Origin of the sequence: Luteimonas salinisoli (genome assembly GCF_013425525.1) — a bacterium.
GTDB classification, from domain to species: domain Bacteria; phylum Pseudomonadota; class Gammaproteobacteria; order Xanthomonadales; family Xanthomonadaceae; genus Luteimonas; species Luteimonas salinisoli.
Genome location: NZ_JACCKA010000031.1, coordinates 15,407 through 29,125 on the forward strand (window position 1 = coordinate 15,407; position 13,719 = coordinate 29,125).

Consider the following 13,719-nt stretch of genomic DNA (forward strand, 5'->3'; position numbering starts at 1 on the left):
TCATGCTCTTGTGGAAGCGGAGCCGTCTCCCCCTTTTGCGGATCCGGGCTTCGCGCGCGTTCAGTCGTCTTCCACACCCCCGCCGCTACACTCGGGCGATTCCAGATCGTCGCCGCGCACGCCCATGTCCTCCGCCAAGCGTTTCCACCGATCGATCGCGTGCGCCGCCGTCCTGGCCGTGCTGGCGACGGCGCTGGCGGCGTGCGGTTCGGGCCGCAGCAAGTCGCAGGCCCCGCCCCTGGGTGAGGTGTTCGGCGCCGAGGACACCTACTCGCGCAGCTATCCGGTCGCGCCTCCGGTGGCCTGCGAGGCTGCGCGTCGCGCGCTGCTGGGGCAGGGGTATGCGATCGGCCGGATGACCGCCGAGTCGGTCGAGGCGAGCAAGAACTTCCAGCCGCAGTCGGATATCCATACCCAGCTCGCGGTGCGCGCCACCTGCGTGCCGGAGGCCGAGGGCGGCTCGATCGTATTCATCAACGCGGTGCAGGAGCGTTACGCGCTCAAGTCCCAGTCCAGCTCGGCCAGCGTCGGCGTGAGCATGATCGGTTCGGTATCGCTGCCGGTCCCACTCGGCGGCAACAACGCCAACCTGGTACGGGTGGGCAGCAATACCGTGCAGAACCAGGAGTTCTACGGCCGTCTGTTCGACCGCGTGGGCTACTACCTGCCCGGCACCCCGACGGACGCGCCGCTTCCCCCCGAACCCGAGGTCCCGCCCGATCCCGTCGTCCGCTGACGAACCGGGGTCGGTTTCGCGTCTTGCCCCCGGACCCTCCGCCAGCCCCCGCGAGGCAGCGCTCACCCCGGCACGGGCGGCAGAGCCGGCGCTTGCAGCCCGTGGAAGGGATCGCGCCAGGCATCGAGGGCCTCCAGCCGGCCGTACCAGCGCGCGACGGCCGGGTAGTCCCGCAACGGCAGGCGGGCGAGTTCGTGATACGGCAGGAACGAGGCCATCCGGAAGTCGGCGTAGGAGAGGCCGTCGTGAAGCAGCCAGTCGCGCACGGCCAGCTGCGCGTCGAGCAGGGCCGCCGATTCGGCGAACAGCGCCCGGCCTTCGTCCACCTTGCCCGGGTCGATCGGCCCCAGGCCGTAGCGCTGCTTGGTGACACGCTCGAACTGCACGATCTCGCAGGCGCGAACGAAGTTCTCCTTGCCCCAGCTCAGCCACTGGATCATTCGCGGCTCCCGGGCGTCGGTCCGCCAGAATGGCGAGGCCGCATCGCGCGCGAGCCGGCAGGCGATCGCGTCGGCCTCCCACAGGCTGCCCTCGGGGCAGACCAGGATCGGCACGCGCAGGCAGGGATTGAGCGCGCGGTAGCGCTCGGCCTGGCCGGGCGCCAACGGCGCGGCGAACTCGAAGTCGACCGATGCGCATACCTGTCTCGCCACCGCCACGGCCAGGCGCGGGTTGGGATTGCGGCTGAAGAGCAGCTTCATCGTCGTGGGCCGGGAGGTGCCGGTGGTCGGGCCCTGGTCCAGTGAGGTGGCTTGCACGTGTGCTCCTGCAAAGCGTAGCGATTCCTCTGCGACGAATGGCCAGGCGGGGAATCGACAGCGCCGTGCGCCCGCAGCGCCAGGCTGCGCGACCGGTTCCCGCGAAGGGAATCGATTCCACCGCGGTGTGACCAATGGGCCTGCCGCTGCCGCCACCGCTGCAGATACTGGGGGCGGCTCATCACCTCGGGAATCGCCATGCACAGGCTGCTGCTCGCCGCATTGCTCGTCCTCCTCCTCGTCCACCCGCTGCACGCTCTGGCGCTGGAGCCCGAAATCCGCGTCGACGACGTGGCGCGGTTCTACGCGCTCTACGACGCGCAGAACGGCCAGCCGAGCGAGGCGCAGCTGGACGCGTACCTGGCAGACGGCAGCGACAGCCTGAAGACGTTCGCCCAGCTCAGGCGCGTCACCGGCGCGCGCATCGCCGAGCGGATCGCACAGGATCCGGCGATGTACGACGACGCCAGGCGCTGCCTGGAGCTGCTGCCGGCCGTGACCCGCCGCGTGTCGGACGCCCTGCGGACCCTGGCGCGGCTGTATCCCGAGGCCGCGTTCCCGCCGGTGGCGATCGTGGTCGGCCGCGGGCGGCCGGTGGGCATCACCGCGCCGACCGGCGTGACGATCGGGCTGGAGGCGCTGTGCGCCGCCGACTTCATGCACCCCGACCCCGAGGACCGTTTCGTCCACGTGATCGCGCACGAGTACGCCCACATCCAGCAGGTCGCCGCCCAGGATGCGCCCGGCCAGGGCGATCCCCGGGCCACGGTGCTGCGGATGTCGCTGGTGGAAGGCGCGGCGGAGTTCGTCGCCGAACTGATCTCGGGCAGCGTGGGCAACGGCCGTCACGCGGAATGGACGCGCGGGCGCGAGGCGGAGATCGAAACGGCCTTTCTCGCCGCCAAGGACGGCACGGACCTGGACGGATGGATCTTCGACTACCGTCCCGGCTCGGACGAGCCATACGACCTGGGCTACTGGGTGGGCTACCGCGTCGCCAAGGCCTACTACCTGCAGGCCGACGACAAGCGCGAGGCCCTGGCGCGCATCTTCGCCATGGACGATCCGGAGGCGTTTCTGCGCGAGAGCGGTTGGACGCCGGGCATGACGCTGCCGTCCGAGCCGGTGGTGCCGTGGCCGGAGCCCGAGGCCGGTCCTCCCTGATCGCGCCGATGCAGTCGGGGGCGCGACGGGCGGACGGTACTCTCGTGTCACGGTATCGGCCGTCCCCTCGCGGCCGCCGGTTCAGTGCGCCCAGGGCGCGACGTTGTCCGCCATGGCCGCGAACTCCGCCTCGTCGAGCGGAAGGTCGCTGCGGAAGCGTTGCCGCGGTTCCATCGCGATCGCGAGCGGCCGCCGCCCTGGGTGACGGACGGCGGCCCTCTTATTCTCCCGGCCCTTGGGAGGTCCACTCGGATACCGGCCGTCCCTTGACCAGTTGCAGGAACGCTTCGTGCTGATAGCGGCTCATGCGCAGCTGCTGGCCGCGATTTCCGCGTCGTGCTCCACGGCGGCCGCTCGGTGCTCTACCGTGACGTCGACGTTTGCCGCTACCGGCGCCTGCGGCTGACGCCGGGGGACGCAAGGAGGCGCTGAGTGGGTGAGAGCAATGCCCTGCCGGCCGTCGTGTCCTAAGGCTGTAGGAGCGATTTGCGCCAACGATTCTCCACCAGCGCATAGGCCGTGCGCACGTGCAGACGGTTCTCCTTGAACTCGAGGAACTCCACGTGTTCCGGCAGCAGGCGAAACCCGCCCCAGCTGGCCGGGCGCGCGATCGCTTTCCCCTCCGCGCCCGACTTCGCGCGCGAATGTTCCGCGGCGAGCATGGCCACGTCCGCGAGCGGATGGCTCTGCCTGAAGGCGGAGGCGGCGAGCTGCGCGTCGCGTGGCCGGCCCGCCCAGTGCTGGTCGGCCTCCTGCGCCGAAAGGGCCGTACATGTCCCCTTGATACGGACCTGGGTGGCGACGTGCTCCCACCACATGGCGATGCCGGTCTTCGGATTGCGCGCGATGTCGCCGGCCTTGGCGGAATCCAGATGGGTACAGAACACGAATCCGCGTTCGTCGGCCTGTTTCAGATCGACGAAGCGCGGATTCGGGTAGCCATCGGCATCGAGGGTGCAAACGCAGACCGCGTTGCGGTGCGCGGAGGATCCGCTTCGCCGGGCCTCGGCCCAGAGCGCCTTGAAGACTTCCATGGGGCTTTCCGTGTCCGTTCCGGATCCGGCGGGGAGCGACACCGGCCCGGCGGGCGATGCCCCGGCACTCGCCGCCCCGGCCGCCGTCTCCGGGTAGAGCTCCAGCCCCTCGTACGGTGCGACCCGCAGTGCCGCGAGGCGGCTTTCGAGGTCGCCGGCGTGCAGTTCCAGCTTGTGCCCGTCCGGGTCGACGAAGTAGAGCGAGTCGCCCTCGGTCGTGTTCTCCTTCCAGGCGACCGCCCCGCGTTCCCGGATCGATGCGGCGCGTGCCGCGAACCGGGCCGGCTCCACCGAAAAGGCGAGGTGGGTGTAGTCGGGATGCGGCCCGGTGCGGGCGTGGCCGTCGAGCGACAGGCAGATCCAGTCGCCGCCGGCGACCAGGTAGGCACCGCGTGCCCATTTCGCCACCGGACGCAGGCCGACCACGTCCCTATAGAACGCGAACGACCGATCGAGGTCGCTCACCGCCAGGGTCGCGTGATTGATGCCGCCCACCAGGCCGTCGTCCATGAAATAGGGTCCGAAACGGGGTCTGGTTCATTTTAACGAGCCAGTGAGGCGCACGCCCTGCAGAGCGCGGCCGAGAGGCCCGTGCACGTGGGACCATGCACGCAGAGGTCACGTCGCGGCTGCAGGCTGCAGCGCATGCGGCGCGGAATGGTGTTCGTGGGCGATCAGCCAGCGGCCGTCGACCTTCGTCATGCCCAGGGTGAGGCGGCAGACCGGGCGCGCCGAGCCGCCGATGCGCAGCAGCCCGGTACAGAAGGCCACGTCGTCGCCGGCGGTGATGCGCAGGTCTTCGATCGTGAACACGTCGTCGCCGGGGCTTCCATACTCGAAGAACAGCTCCCAGGTCTTCCGGTACTGCGCCTTGCCGACCGACTGCAGGGGTTCGGGCACGTCGAACATCAGGACGTCGTCGGCGTGGTCGGCCAGGATGCCGTCCATGTCGCCGGCGCGGATCGCCGCCTGCCAGCGCTGCACCAGCTGCCGGATCTCTTCGCTCATCGGTTTCTCCCGCTGGGTGGATGGCGGCGCGGAGGACCGCTACCGGCGCCTGGTTGACTTTCCAGGAGTCGGTCGGACCGCTGCGCCTGTCTCGACGACGAACGGGAAGGACTCGTTTCGACAGGCTCGGGAGGCCGAATGTGCGCCGGCGCGGTGGCCGCAAGCCTCCCTCGATGGGCCAAAACGGACCGGCGGCCACCGATCGGCTCGCCGAAAGCACCGACTGCTGGTGCACCTGGCGTCCGGCGAACGGAGAGGGCCCTGGCTTTCGCGGCCATGGGCCGCTCCTATGGGAGGCGTGGCTTGCCTGCCGCCACCGGGTCGCGGCTCACTCCAGCACCTGCTCCGCATCGACGATCTCCACGCCCTGCAGCTGCCCCAGCCAGCTGTCGAACCACGGCTTGTGCGAGACGCCGACGATGGAAAGCACGCGCGCCCCGGGCCGTTCGCGGAAGGTGGCGCGGATGTTGGCCACCATGCGCAGGTTGCGGATTTCCCAGCCGGCCACCCAGATCTGCGGATAGCCCTGCGCGGACTGCGCGCGCATGGCGGTGCCGGCGTTGAGGTCGGCGAGCATTTCCAGGTTGTCCGGGCGGTTGATGTAGCGATACAGCGGCAGCAGGTCGGTGCGCTGAGCGAGAGCGTGTTCCTGGGCCTGCAGGGCCGACAGTTCCGCCTTGCCAGCGTCCCAGGCCTGCTGCACCGCCTGCCCGAACGCCTGCACGTCCTCGACGTCGGTGTTGTCGCCGGTGTGGTTGTCGACGGCGTACACCCGCGGCAGATCCAGGCGCGCGGCCAGGCGCGCGCCGATCTGGTAGCTCTCGTCGGCACGTGTGGTGAAGCCCTCGAGCATCGCCACCAGCGCGTCGTCCAGCCCGTCGCCCGTGCGCCGCTCTCCTTCGGGCAGCTGCAGCCACTGCACCAGCGCCGAAGCGCGATCGCTGGCGGCCAGGAAGCGCGAGGCGAGCCGGCGCCGCTGCGCCGACGTGGGCTGCGCGGGCCAGTGCTTGAGCGTGCGGTTCACCTCGGCGATCGCGGCCGGCACGTCCAGGCCGGTCGCGGCCCTGGCGGCATCGGTGCTGGGGCAGTAGTCCGCTCCGTATACGGTCGGGTGGCGGGCGACGAGATCGCATTCCTCGCCCGGAATCGCCTCGATGGTGATGATCTCCGGCCCGAACGCGGCCAGCCGGTCCAGCAGGGGGTCGAGCGAGCCGGGCGCCGGCGCGGCCGGCAGTTGGCCCAGGTGCACGCTGCCCAGCACCAGGACCTGCGCGCGCGGTCCGGCCATGTCGCGGTCCAGTCCGGTGAGGTCCACCTGAGCCTGGGCCGCACAGGGAATCGCCAGCGCCAGCAGCCAGCTGCATTTCGTCCATCGTCCGCTCATCTTCGCCTCCATGATGAAAGTGGCGATTGAACGCCACCGCGCGCGCCTGCGCATGTGACATCGGGCATGGGTGGAAAGCGGGTGCAGGGGCTCGCCGAAGGCGAACGACCTGGCGTTGCAGGCAAAGGCAACCGCGCTAGCCGCGCCGCGGCAGCACCCAGCCGGGGCGGACGAAATGGCAGGTGTAGCCGTCCGGATAGCGCTCCAGGTAGTCCTGGTGCTCGGGCTCGGCTTCCCAGAACGGGCCCGCGGGTGCGACCTCCGTGACCACCTTGCCGGGCCACAGGCCGGAGGCGTCGACGTCGGCGATGGTGTCCTCGGCGACGGCCTTCTGCGCCTCATCGACGTAGAAGATCGCCGAGCGGTAGCTCGGGCCACGATCGTTGCCCTGGCGGTCGGACGTGGTCGGGTCGTGGATCTGGAAGAAGAACTCCAGCAGGGTACGGTAGCTCGTCGCCCCGGGGTCGTAGACGATCTCGATCGCCTCGGCGTGGGTGCCGTGGTTGCGGTAGGTGGCGTCGTCGACGTCGCCGCCGGTGTAGCCGACGCGGGTGGAGACCACCCCCGGGAGCTTGCGGATCAGGTCCTGCATGCCCCAGAAGCAGCCGCCGGCCAGGACCGCGCGTTCGGTGGTCATCGCGCATCCTCCACCTGGTCGAGATACGCGCCGTAGCCTTCCGCCTCCATGCGCTCGCGCGGCACGAAGCGCAGCGAGGCCGAGTTGATGCAGTAGCGCAGGCCGCCGCGATCAGGCGGCCCGTCGGGGAACACGTGGCCGAGATGGCTGTCGCCGTGGGCGGACCGCACCTCGACCCGGCGCATGCCGAGACTGTCGTCACCGAGTTCGGCGACGTTGGCCGGCTCGATCGGCCTGGTGAAGCTGGGCCAGCCGCATCCGGACTCGTACTTGTCCGACGAGGCGAACAGCGGCTCGCCGGAGACGACATCGACGTAGATGCCCGGCGCCTTGTTGCCGAGGTGTTCGCCGGTGCCGGGCCGCTCGGTGCCGTTCTGCTGGGTCACGCGATACTGTTCGGGGGTCAGCCGGGCGATGGCTTCTTCCGTCTTGCTGTAGCTGGCCATGGTCGTGCTCCGTCGTAGCGTCCGGGATGCCGCTCCATCCAGATGCGTGCGTCGGGCGGGGTTTTCAATACGTCAATGGCAGGCTGCGCCACCGGCGGTGATACGAACCCATGTTTTCGATGCGCTTCTACAATACGCCCTGTCCCGCCCCAGAACCGATGCCCATGACCAGATGGAACCAGCGGATCGCTGGACGCCCGCGCCGCATGTCCCGCACGTATTGCGACAGCTCTGTGCCGGTTCCGGCGCCGGGCGGCGTCGAGCGCCTTCGCGTTCCTGCGGCGACCGGCGTGGTCCGGCCCGAGACGTCGCCCCGGCGCCGGGCCCGCTGAGGCCCGGCGGCGTGTCGCGCGCGGTCACGGGTCCGGCTGACGAATGTGACGGTGCCCGGACCGCGCGCCGCCGCGCCCGGGCGGCGATGCTGCTGGCCTGCGTGCCGTTCGCGGCGGCGCTTGCCGATCCGCAGCCTGCTCCCGCCGCACTTGCGGACGCGCAGCCCGGGGCGACCGCGGCGGCCCCGCTGCGCGACTACGTGGTGGACCGCTGGACCTCGCGCGACGGACTGCCGCACAACTCGCTGCGCGACATCGCGCAGACGCCGGACGGCTATCTGTGGTTCGCCACCTGGGAAGGGCTGGTCCGCTACGACGGCCTCGATTTCACCGTCTACAGCCGTGCCACCACCGACCCCGCGCTGCCGGACAACGGCGTGGGCTCGCTGTACGTCGACCCGGACGGCGCGCTGTGGATGAGCGACTCGCGCGGCAACCTCGGCCGCCGCGCCGCCGATGGCGGCTGGCGGTTCTGGAACAGCGAGGGTCGCTGGCCGCAGGTGCTGATCCACGCGATGGCGATGGACGACGGCGGGCGGCTCTGGCTGCTGTTCGAGGGCCAGGGCCTGGGCTGCCTGCACCCGGACGGGCGCTTCGACTACGTCGAGCCGCCCGGCAACGTGCCGCTGCGGGCGAGCTTCCCGCGCATGGCCGTCGACGAGGGCGGACGGCTCTGGATCGGCGGCATGGATGGCCTGATGGTGCGCGAAGCGTCCGGTGAGATCCGCCGCGTGCAGGCGGCGCCCGCCCTGGCGGCCGGGATCGCATGGCCGTACCGGGCGCCGGACGGCACGCTCTGGGTGGTGGCCGGCGACGGCATCCATCGTGTGCAGGACGGGCGCCCGCAGCGCGTCCATCGCGTCGAGGGGCAGGGGGTGCTGACGGCGCTGCTGCAGGACCGTCATGGCGACCTGTGGATCGGCAGCGAGAGCCGCGGGCTGTTGCGCCTGGGCGCCTACGGCATCGAGTCGCCCCCGCCGGACCAGGCGCGCCCGCCGGGCCGCATCGTTTCCCTGCTGGAGGATGCCGAGGGCAGCATCTGGGCCGGGGCCAACGGTGGCCTGTTCCGGTTCCGCGAAACCCTGTTCACGCGCTGGACGCGCCGCGACGGCCTGAGCGGCGACTACGTGCGCGCAGTGCTGGAGGACCGCCGAGGAACGCTCTGGGTCGGCAGCGCCGGCGGGCTCGACCGTCTGCACGGCGACGGCCGGATCGAGGCGGTGCCGCTGCAGCCGGACGTGCCGCCGTCGGTCCTCAGCATCGCCGAGGCGGCGGACGGCGACCTGTGGGTGGGCGCCTACGGCGGCCGCGTGTTCCAGCTGCGCGGCGGGCGCGTGGTCCGCCGCTACGGCGCCGGCGACGGGTTGCCGCCCGGGCACGTGCGCGCGATCGCGCCGGATGGACAGGGCGGCGTGTGGGTCGCCAGCCATCGCGGACCGGTGCGCATCTCCCGAGGCCGGGTGGTGCGGCCGGAGGTGGAAGGCCTGCCGGAGGGCTTGGTGACCGCCCTGGCGGTATTCGACGGCGCGCTGTGGATCGGCTCGGTCGAGGGCGCCAGCGTGCTGCGCGAGGGGCGGGTGCGGCGGCTGCCGCTCGAACGGTTGAGCGGCGCGCGCACCGTGTTCGGCTTCCAGCGTGTCGGCGACGCGGTCTGGATCGCGACCGACCGCGGCCTCTACCGCGAGCGCGACGGCACGCTCGCCCGAGTCGGGCTGGAGCAGGGGCTGCCGGTCGATGCCGTGTTCCAGCTCGTGCCCGACCGTATCGGCAATGCCTGGATCACCAGCAACCGCGGCATGCTGCGCGCGCGCATCTCCGACCTGGAGGCGGCGGCCGACGGCACCCTGGAGCGGCTGCCGCTGGAGCGCTACGACGAGACCGACGGCATGTCGAACGCGCAGGGCAACGGCAGTTCCTCGCCGTCGGCGATCCTGCGCGCCGACGGCACGGTGTGGATGGCCACCGCCGGCGGCGTCAGCGCGGTCGATCCGCTGCGCTGGCGGGGTTTCCGCAAGCGGCGGCCGCCGCAGCCGACGATCCAGACGGTGCGGGTCGATGGCGCGCCGTACGCGTGGAGCGACGGCGACCGGCTGCCCGGCGGCGCGCGCATCTCGGTGTCCTACGTCGGCCTGAGCTTCCTGCTGTCCGAGCGCATCCGCTACCGCACCCGGCTGGACGGCCTGGACGCGCGCTGGATGGAGCACGGCCGCCAGCGCAGCGTGGAGTTCGTCGGCCTGCCGCCGGGCGAGTACGCGTTGCGGATCGCGGCGGCCCACCCGGAAGGCGCGTGGAGCGCCGACGAAGCATCGTGGCGCTTCTCGGTGGCGCCGTTCTGGTGGCAGCGCGCCGACGCCAGGGCGGCGGGCGCGCTGGCGGCGCTTGTGTTGCTGGCCTGGCTCTACCGCCTGGGCGTGCGCCGCTACCGCTCCGCCAACGCCCGCCTGGTGCGACTGGTCGACGACCGCACGCGCGTCCTGCAGCGGCAGACCGAACAGCTGCTGCAGGCGGACGTGGAGAAGAGCGAACTGCTGGCGCGCCTGCGCGAGCAGGCCGAGACCTTCGAGCGTCAGGCGTACGAGGACGCCCTGACCGGACTGCCGAACCGCCGCAGTTTCGACGAGACGCTCGAGCGCGAGGTCGCCCGCGCGCGCCGCAGGCGGCAGCCGCTGTGCGTGCTGGTGATCGACGTCGATCGCTTCAAGTCCATCAACGACACGCATACCCACGCGGTGGGCGATGCGGTGCTGCGCGAGGTCGGGGAGCTGCTGGCGTCGGTGACCCGCGTATCGGACGTGGCCGCGCGGATCGGCGGCGAGGAATTCGCGATGGTGCTGGTCGACGCGTCGATCGAGGACGCCGTCTCCCTGTACGGCCGCCTGCGCCAACGCCTGGCCGAACGTGGCGGCTGGGGCGGCGTGGACGGGCTGCAGGTGACGGTGAGCGCCGGCGCCGCGGTGCTCGGCCCCCGCGATGCGACCCCCGCGCAGCTGGTCAGGCGCGCGGACGAGGCGCTGTACCGCGCCAAGAGCGAGGGGCGCGACCGCATCCTCACCGGTTGAGCGCGCGACAGGCGACGCATCCGTCGTCCGCCGCCGATCGCCCGCGGCCTCGTTCCGGTGGGTCCACCTGCCGGCCCGGTTTCGTCAGCGGCCGGCGTCCTTCCGGCCGCGGTAGATCATGTACACGTCCGCACGCTGGTAGTGGGTGCCCGGCTTGACCCCCGGCTGCAGCTCGAAGCCGACGCTCTCGTAGAGCCGCAGCGCCGGCTGCAGCCGCTTCTGCGATTCGAGGAACAGCTCGCGGCCACCGAGGCGCTCGAACTCGGCGATCGCCGCCTCCATCAGCCTGCGGCCGATGCCCAGGCCCTGGTGGCGCTCGGTGACCGCCATCTTGGTGAGTTCGTACACGCCCGGCGCGTCCACCAGCAGCGCGCAGGTGCCGACCGCCTCGTCGCCGACCAGGGCGATCAGGATCGCGCCGCCCGGCTCGAGGATGTGCTTTTCCGGCTCCGAGAGCACGGCGTGGTCGATCGGCTCGATCTGGTAGTACTTCGCCAGCCATTCGGCGTTGAGCCGGTAGAAGTCCGCGCCCCACTGCGGCGCGTACGGCACGATGCGCACCTGCTCGGCCTGGCGCTGGCGCAGTCGTTCCGCCACCTCCGCCGGCAGCGGCTGCGCGTCGAGGCTGGCCTCGTAGCGCGACAGCGCGTCCAGCAGGTCCACGCCGATGCCCGTCAACCGGTGCTCGACGGTCTCGCGCATCGCCTGCCACAGCGGGCGTGCGGCCTTGAGTTCGGCTTGGCAGCGCTCGGTGAGGGCGAGCACGCGCTGGCGGCGGTCGTCCGGGGCCGGCTCGCGCCGCAGCAGCCCGGCACGGGTGAGCCGGGTGGCCAGCTGGCTGATCGCCGAGTGGGTCAGGCCGATCTCGCGGGCGATCCCGCCCACGCTCATCGGCCCGCGCTCCTGCAGCAGTCGCAGCACCGGGAACCAGCGCGCCTGCAGGCCGACGCCGTGCTCGCGATAGACCTGGTCGATCAGGTCGTAGCTGCGCTCGCTGACCACCTTGAGGCGGCTGGCGAGGGCGAGGGTGCCCTGCACCGAAAGGAAGTTCATGGCGAGATCCGGCGGTATTTACGTAAGCACTAACATAAATCGCGACGCGACCGCCGGCAAGCCCCGACAGGCTGCTTCGTCCCGTCGGACGGACGGCACGGTCCGCTGCAAAACCGCGTGCCGGACGCCGCTGTCGTCAATGCCGATCGGCCCCGGGCGAGGGCACACGCGGGAGCGGAGCGCGTTCCGTCTCCGCTCGGCCGACCCAGGCCGCGCGCCGGTGCCGCGCCACCGGGGCGGCCGCGGGCGACACGACGAATGGCACGCTCTCCGCGCCGGCTCGCCGGGTCAGGCTGATCGCTCGCGGCCGGGGCCGCCGAGTCGGGGCAGGCGGAAATCGCGATCCCGGCGGCACCGTCCGTTCGCCAACCCGTGCAAAGGAGACGCCGCATGCGGTCGACCATCTCGACGCTCACATGCCTGATGCTCGTCCTCGCGCTGGGCGCCTGTGCATCGCCAGGCGCTGCCCGGCACGGCGATCCGGCGGCGATCGACGCGGCCGCGATGGATTCGGCCTTCGCCGGGCTGGTGCGCCGAAATGCGATCAATACCGCCGGGGTCGCGGTCATCCGCGACGGCGAGATCGCATGGAGCGGGTACTACGGGGAACAGAGCCCCGGTGTTCCGGCGTCGAGAACGACGTTGTTCAACGTCGCTTCGATCACCAAGGTCTTCACCGCGGAAACCATCCTGCGCCTCGCCGACGCGGGCCTGCTCGCGCTCGACGAGCCGATGGCGCCGCACTGGGTCGACCCGGACGTCGCCGACGATCCACGCCATGCGCTGCTCACCCCGCGCATGGCGCTCAGCCACACCACGGGTTTCCCGAACTGGCGCTTCTTGGTGCCGGAAAGGAAACTCGGCTTCCTGCACGATCCGGGCACGACCTACGGATACTCCGGCGAGGGCTACGAATACGTGGCCACCTATGCCGGCAAGCGGCTGGACGCGGACTTCGGCGAGCTGGTGAGGACGCACCTGCTCGAGCCGCTCGGGATTCCCGGTGCCGCCTACGGCATCCGCGAAGACACCTTCGACCGCCTCGCCCAGGCGCGCGACGAAGACGGGCGCTTCCACGGGCACTACTGCCGTCCGAACGGCTGGTGCCGGGAGCCGGGCACGTATTCGGCGGCCGACGACATGGCGATCGCCGTGGAGGACTTGGCGCGCTTCCTGGTGGCCGCTCGGGACGGCGAAGGCTACGGCGCGTCCATGCGCGGCGAGCGCGAGCGGGTGCACGTGACGCTGGGCGACCAGGCGGTCGTCGATTGCGCGATGGCCGCACCGGGCGGCTGCCCGCGGGAGCAGGGCTACGGGCTCGGCTGGCAGGTACTCGACTACGGCGACGACAGACTGCTGTCCCATGGCGGCAGCGATTGGTCGGAGCTCGCCCTGGCCTACATCCACACCCGGTCCGGCGACGGCGTGGTGATCCTGTTCAACGCGCCCGGTCTCGAGGGGCTGGCGGCGATGCCGCAGGCGCTGGCGCTCGTCGATCCGGACTCGCCGCTGAGGGGCAAGTACGAGCGCTGGTACCGGCAGGCGCAACGGGAAGCCGGCGGCGCAGACGCCAGCGCGGAAGACTCCGTCCCCTGACGCAGCGTGGAAGAAGCGGAGCACGGTCGGAAGGCCAGGCCGGGTAGACGTTCTGCGAGACCGGCCATGCAGGCCCGGCGGGCCGGCTCGCTGCGACCCGCGGGCGATCAGTCCTTCGTCGCCGGATTCGCGGCCCGGTCGACGTTTCAGGCGGTTTCGTCGCCAAACGGTTGCCAGTGGCAGCGGGGCATCGCAACCTGGGTCCGGTCGCGACCCCGGCCGGGGCGCGCTGGTAGCCGGAGAGCCTGGAAATGAAGACACTGATCGCGATGCTGGCCTGGTTCGTCCTCTTCGTCCTGTGCTGGCCGTTGGCCCTGCTGGCGCTGCTGCTCTGGCCGCTCGTTTGGCTGCTTGCCCTGCCGTTCCGCCTGGTGGGCATCACCTTCTCCGCGCTGTTCGCGTTCCTGCAGGCGATCCTGTTTCTGCCCGCCCGACTGCTCGGCTGGCGCCCGGCACAGGCGCGTCACGCGGCGGCGGCCTGAACCAGCCGGGTCGGCCGCGCTTCCCGGTGC

General features: G+C 71.4%; 12 protein-coding genes and 1 pseudogene. 5 read left to right on the forward strand and 8 right to left on the reverse strand.

Annotated elements, in window-relative coordinates:
• Nucleotides 1-124 precede the first annotated feature (124 nt).
• Nucleotides 125-736: a DUF2242 domain-containing protein gene (locus H0E84_RS04700; protein WP_180677479.1), complete on the forward strand. Its 612-nt coding sequence runs from the start codon at nucleotides 125-127 to the stop codon at nucleotides 734-736.
• A 62-nt stretch (nucleotides 737-798) separates the two neighbouring features.
• On the opposite strand, the gene H0E84_RS04705 is transcribed toward H0E84_RS04700, so the two are convergent.
• Nucleotides 799-1,494 (reverse strand): glutathione S-transferase family protein, encoded by a 696-nt coding sequence (locus H0E84_RS04705; protein ID WP_345776269.1) that lies wholly within the window; start codon nucleotides 1,492-1,494, stop codon nucleotides 799-801.
• Nucleotides 1,495-1,692: 198 nt separating this feature from the next.
• On the opposite strand from H0E84_RS04705, the gene H0E84_RS04710 reads away from it, so the two are divergent.
• Entirely contained in the window at nucleotides 1,693-2,658 is a 966-nt protein-coding gene (locus H0E84_RS04710; protein WP_180677480.1) for a DUF2268 domain-containing putative Zn-dependent protease, read from the forward strand.
• 467 nt (nucleotides 2,659-3,125) lie between these two features.
• Here the strand turns inward: H0E84_RS04710 and H0E84_RS20370 are convergent, their stop codons facing one another.
• The 6 genes and pseudogenes from H0E84_RS20370 to msrB all read right to left on the reverse strand — a co-directional run bounded on the left by H0E84_RS20370 (nucleotide 3,126) and on the right by msrB (nucleotide 7,167).
• Nucleotides 3,126-3,692, reverse strand: coding sequence for a pyridoxine/pyridoxamine 5'-phosphate oxidase (locus H0E84_RS20370; protein ID WP_257644070.1), 567 nt, complete (start codon nucleotides 3,690-3,692; stop codon nucleotides 3,126-3,128).
• Between the two features lie 93 nt (nucleotides 3,693-3,785).
• Nucleotides 3,786-4,190: pseudogene (locus H0E84_RS20375) on the reverse strand (fosfomycin resistance glutathione transferase); the annotation flags it as partial.
• Nucleotides 4,191-4,310: 120 nt separating this feature from the next.
• Nucleotides 4,311-4,700, reverse strand: coding sequence for a YybH family protein (locus H0E84_RS04720; protein ID WP_180677482.1), 390 nt, complete (start codon nucleotides 4,698-4,700; stop codon nucleotides 4,311-4,313).
• 328 nt (nucleotides 4,701-5,028) lie between these two features.
• On the reverse strand, nucleotides 5,029-6,084 hold the full coding sequence (locus tag H0E84_RS04725; RefSeq protein ID WP_180677483.1) for a DUF5694 domain-containing protein: 1,056 nt from the start codon (nucleotides 6,082-6,084) through the stop codon (nucleotides 5,029-5,031).
• Nucleotides 6,085-6,220: 136 nt separating this feature from the next.
• Nucleotides 6,221-6,721, reverse strand: a complete 501-nt coding sequence (gene msrA / locus H0E84_RS04730; protein ID WP_180677484.1) for a peptide-methionine (S)-S-oxide reductase MsrA — start codon at nucleotides 6,719-6,721, stop codon at nucleotides 6,221-6,223.
• Complete coding sequence (msrB, locus tag H0E84_RS04735) at nucleotides 6,718-7,167, reverse strand: peptide-methionine (R)-S-oxide reductase MsrB (protein ID WP_180677485.1); 450 nt, start codon at nucleotides 7,165-7,167, stop codon at nucleotides 6,718-6,720. Before msrB ends, msrA begins: the two co-directional genes overlap by 4 nt.
• A gap of 418 nt (nucleotides 7,168-7,585) precedes the next feature.
• Here msrB and H0E84_RS04740 point away from each other — a divergent pair, with 418 nt between their 5' ends.
• Nucleotides 7,586-10,558 carry a ligand-binding sensor domain-containing diguanylate cyclase gene (locus H0E84_RS04740; RefSeq protein WP_257644068.1) on the forward strand — a complete coding sequence of 991 codons (2,973 nt, stop codon included), beginning with the start codon at nucleotides 7,586-7,588 and terminating at the stop codon, nucleotides 10,556-10,558.
• Nucleotides 10,559-10,642: 84 nt separating this feature from the next.
• On the opposite strand, the gene H0E84_RS04745 is transcribed toward H0E84_RS04740, so the two are convergent.
• Nucleotides 10,643-11,611: a bifunctional helix-turn-helix transcriptional regulator/GNAT family N-acetyltransferase gene (locus H0E84_RS04745; RefSeq protein ID WP_180677487.1), complete on the reverse strand. Its 969-nt coding sequence runs from the start codon at nucleotides 11,609-11,611 to the stop codon at nucleotides 10,643-10,645.
• A 390-nt stretch (nucleotides 11,612-12,001) separates the two neighbouring features.
• Here H0E84_RS04745 and H0E84_RS04750 point away from each other — a divergent pair, with 390 nt between their 5' ends.
• Together H0E84_RS04750 and H0E84_RS04755 are read left to right on the forward strand one after the other, a co-directional pair.
• On the forward strand, nucleotides 12,002-13,207 hold the full coding sequence (locus H0E84_RS04750; RefSeq protein WP_180677488.1) for a serine hydrolase domain-containing protein: 1,206 nt from the start codon (nucleotides 12,002-12,004) through the stop codon (nucleotides 13,205-13,207).
• Nucleotides 13,208-13,458: 251 nt separating this feature from the next.
• Entirely contained in the window at nucleotides 13,459-13,689 is a 231-nt protein-coding gene (locus H0E84_RS04755) for a hypothetical protein (protein ID WP_180677489.1), read from the forward strand.
• The last annotated feature ends 30 nt before the right edge of the window (nucleotides 13,690-13,719 follow it).

Excerpts from the sequence above, each read along its gene's own strand:
- H0E84_RS04700 (WP_180677479.1), top strand. The coding sequence starts at position 125 with ATGTCCTCCGCCAAGCGTTTCCACCGATCGATCGCGTGCGCCGCCGTC.
- H0E84_RS04710 (WP_180677480.1), top strand. The coding sequence starts at position 1,693 with ATGCACAGGCTGCTGCTCGCCGCATTGCTCGTCCTCCTCCTCGTCCAC.
- H0E84_RS20370 (WP_257644070.1), bottom strand. The coding sequence starts at position 3,692 with ATGGAAGTCTTCAAGGCGCTCTGGGCCGAGGCCCGGCGAAGCGGATCC.
- H0E84_RS04720 (WP_180677482.1), bottom strand. The coding sequence starts at position 4,700 with ATGAGCGAAGAGATCCGGCAGCTGGTGCAGCGCTGGCAGGCGGCGATC.
- H0E84_RS04725 (WP_180677483.1), bottom strand. The coding sequence starts at position 6,084 with ATGAGCGGACGATGGACGAAATGCAGCTGGCTGCTGGCGCTGGCGATT.
- msrA (WP_180677484.1), bottom strand. The coding sequence starts at position 6,721 with ATGACCACCGAACGCGCGGTCCTGGCCGGCGGCTGCTTCTGGGGCATG.
- msrB (WP_180677485.1), bottom strand. The coding sequence starts at position 7,167 with ATGGCCAGCTACAGCAAGACGGAAGAAGCCATCGCCCGGCTGACCCCC.
- H0E84_RS04740 (WP_257644068.1), top strand. The coding sequence starts at position 7,586 with ATGCTGCTGGCCTGCGTGCCGTTCGCGGCGGCGCTTGCCGATCCGCAG.
- H0E84_RS04745 (WP_180677487.1), bottom strand. The coding sequence starts at position 11,611 with ATGAACTTCCTTTCGGTGCAGGGCACCCTCGCCCTCGCCAGCCGCCTC.
- H0E84_RS04750 (WP_180677488.1), top strand. The coding sequence starts at position 12,002 with ATGCGGTCGACCATCTCGACGCTCACATGCCTGATGCTCGTCCTCGCG.
- H0E84_RS04755 (WP_180677489.1), top strand. The coding sequence starts at position 13,459 with ATGAAGACACTGATCGCGATGCTGGCCTGGTTCGTCCTCTTCGTCCTG.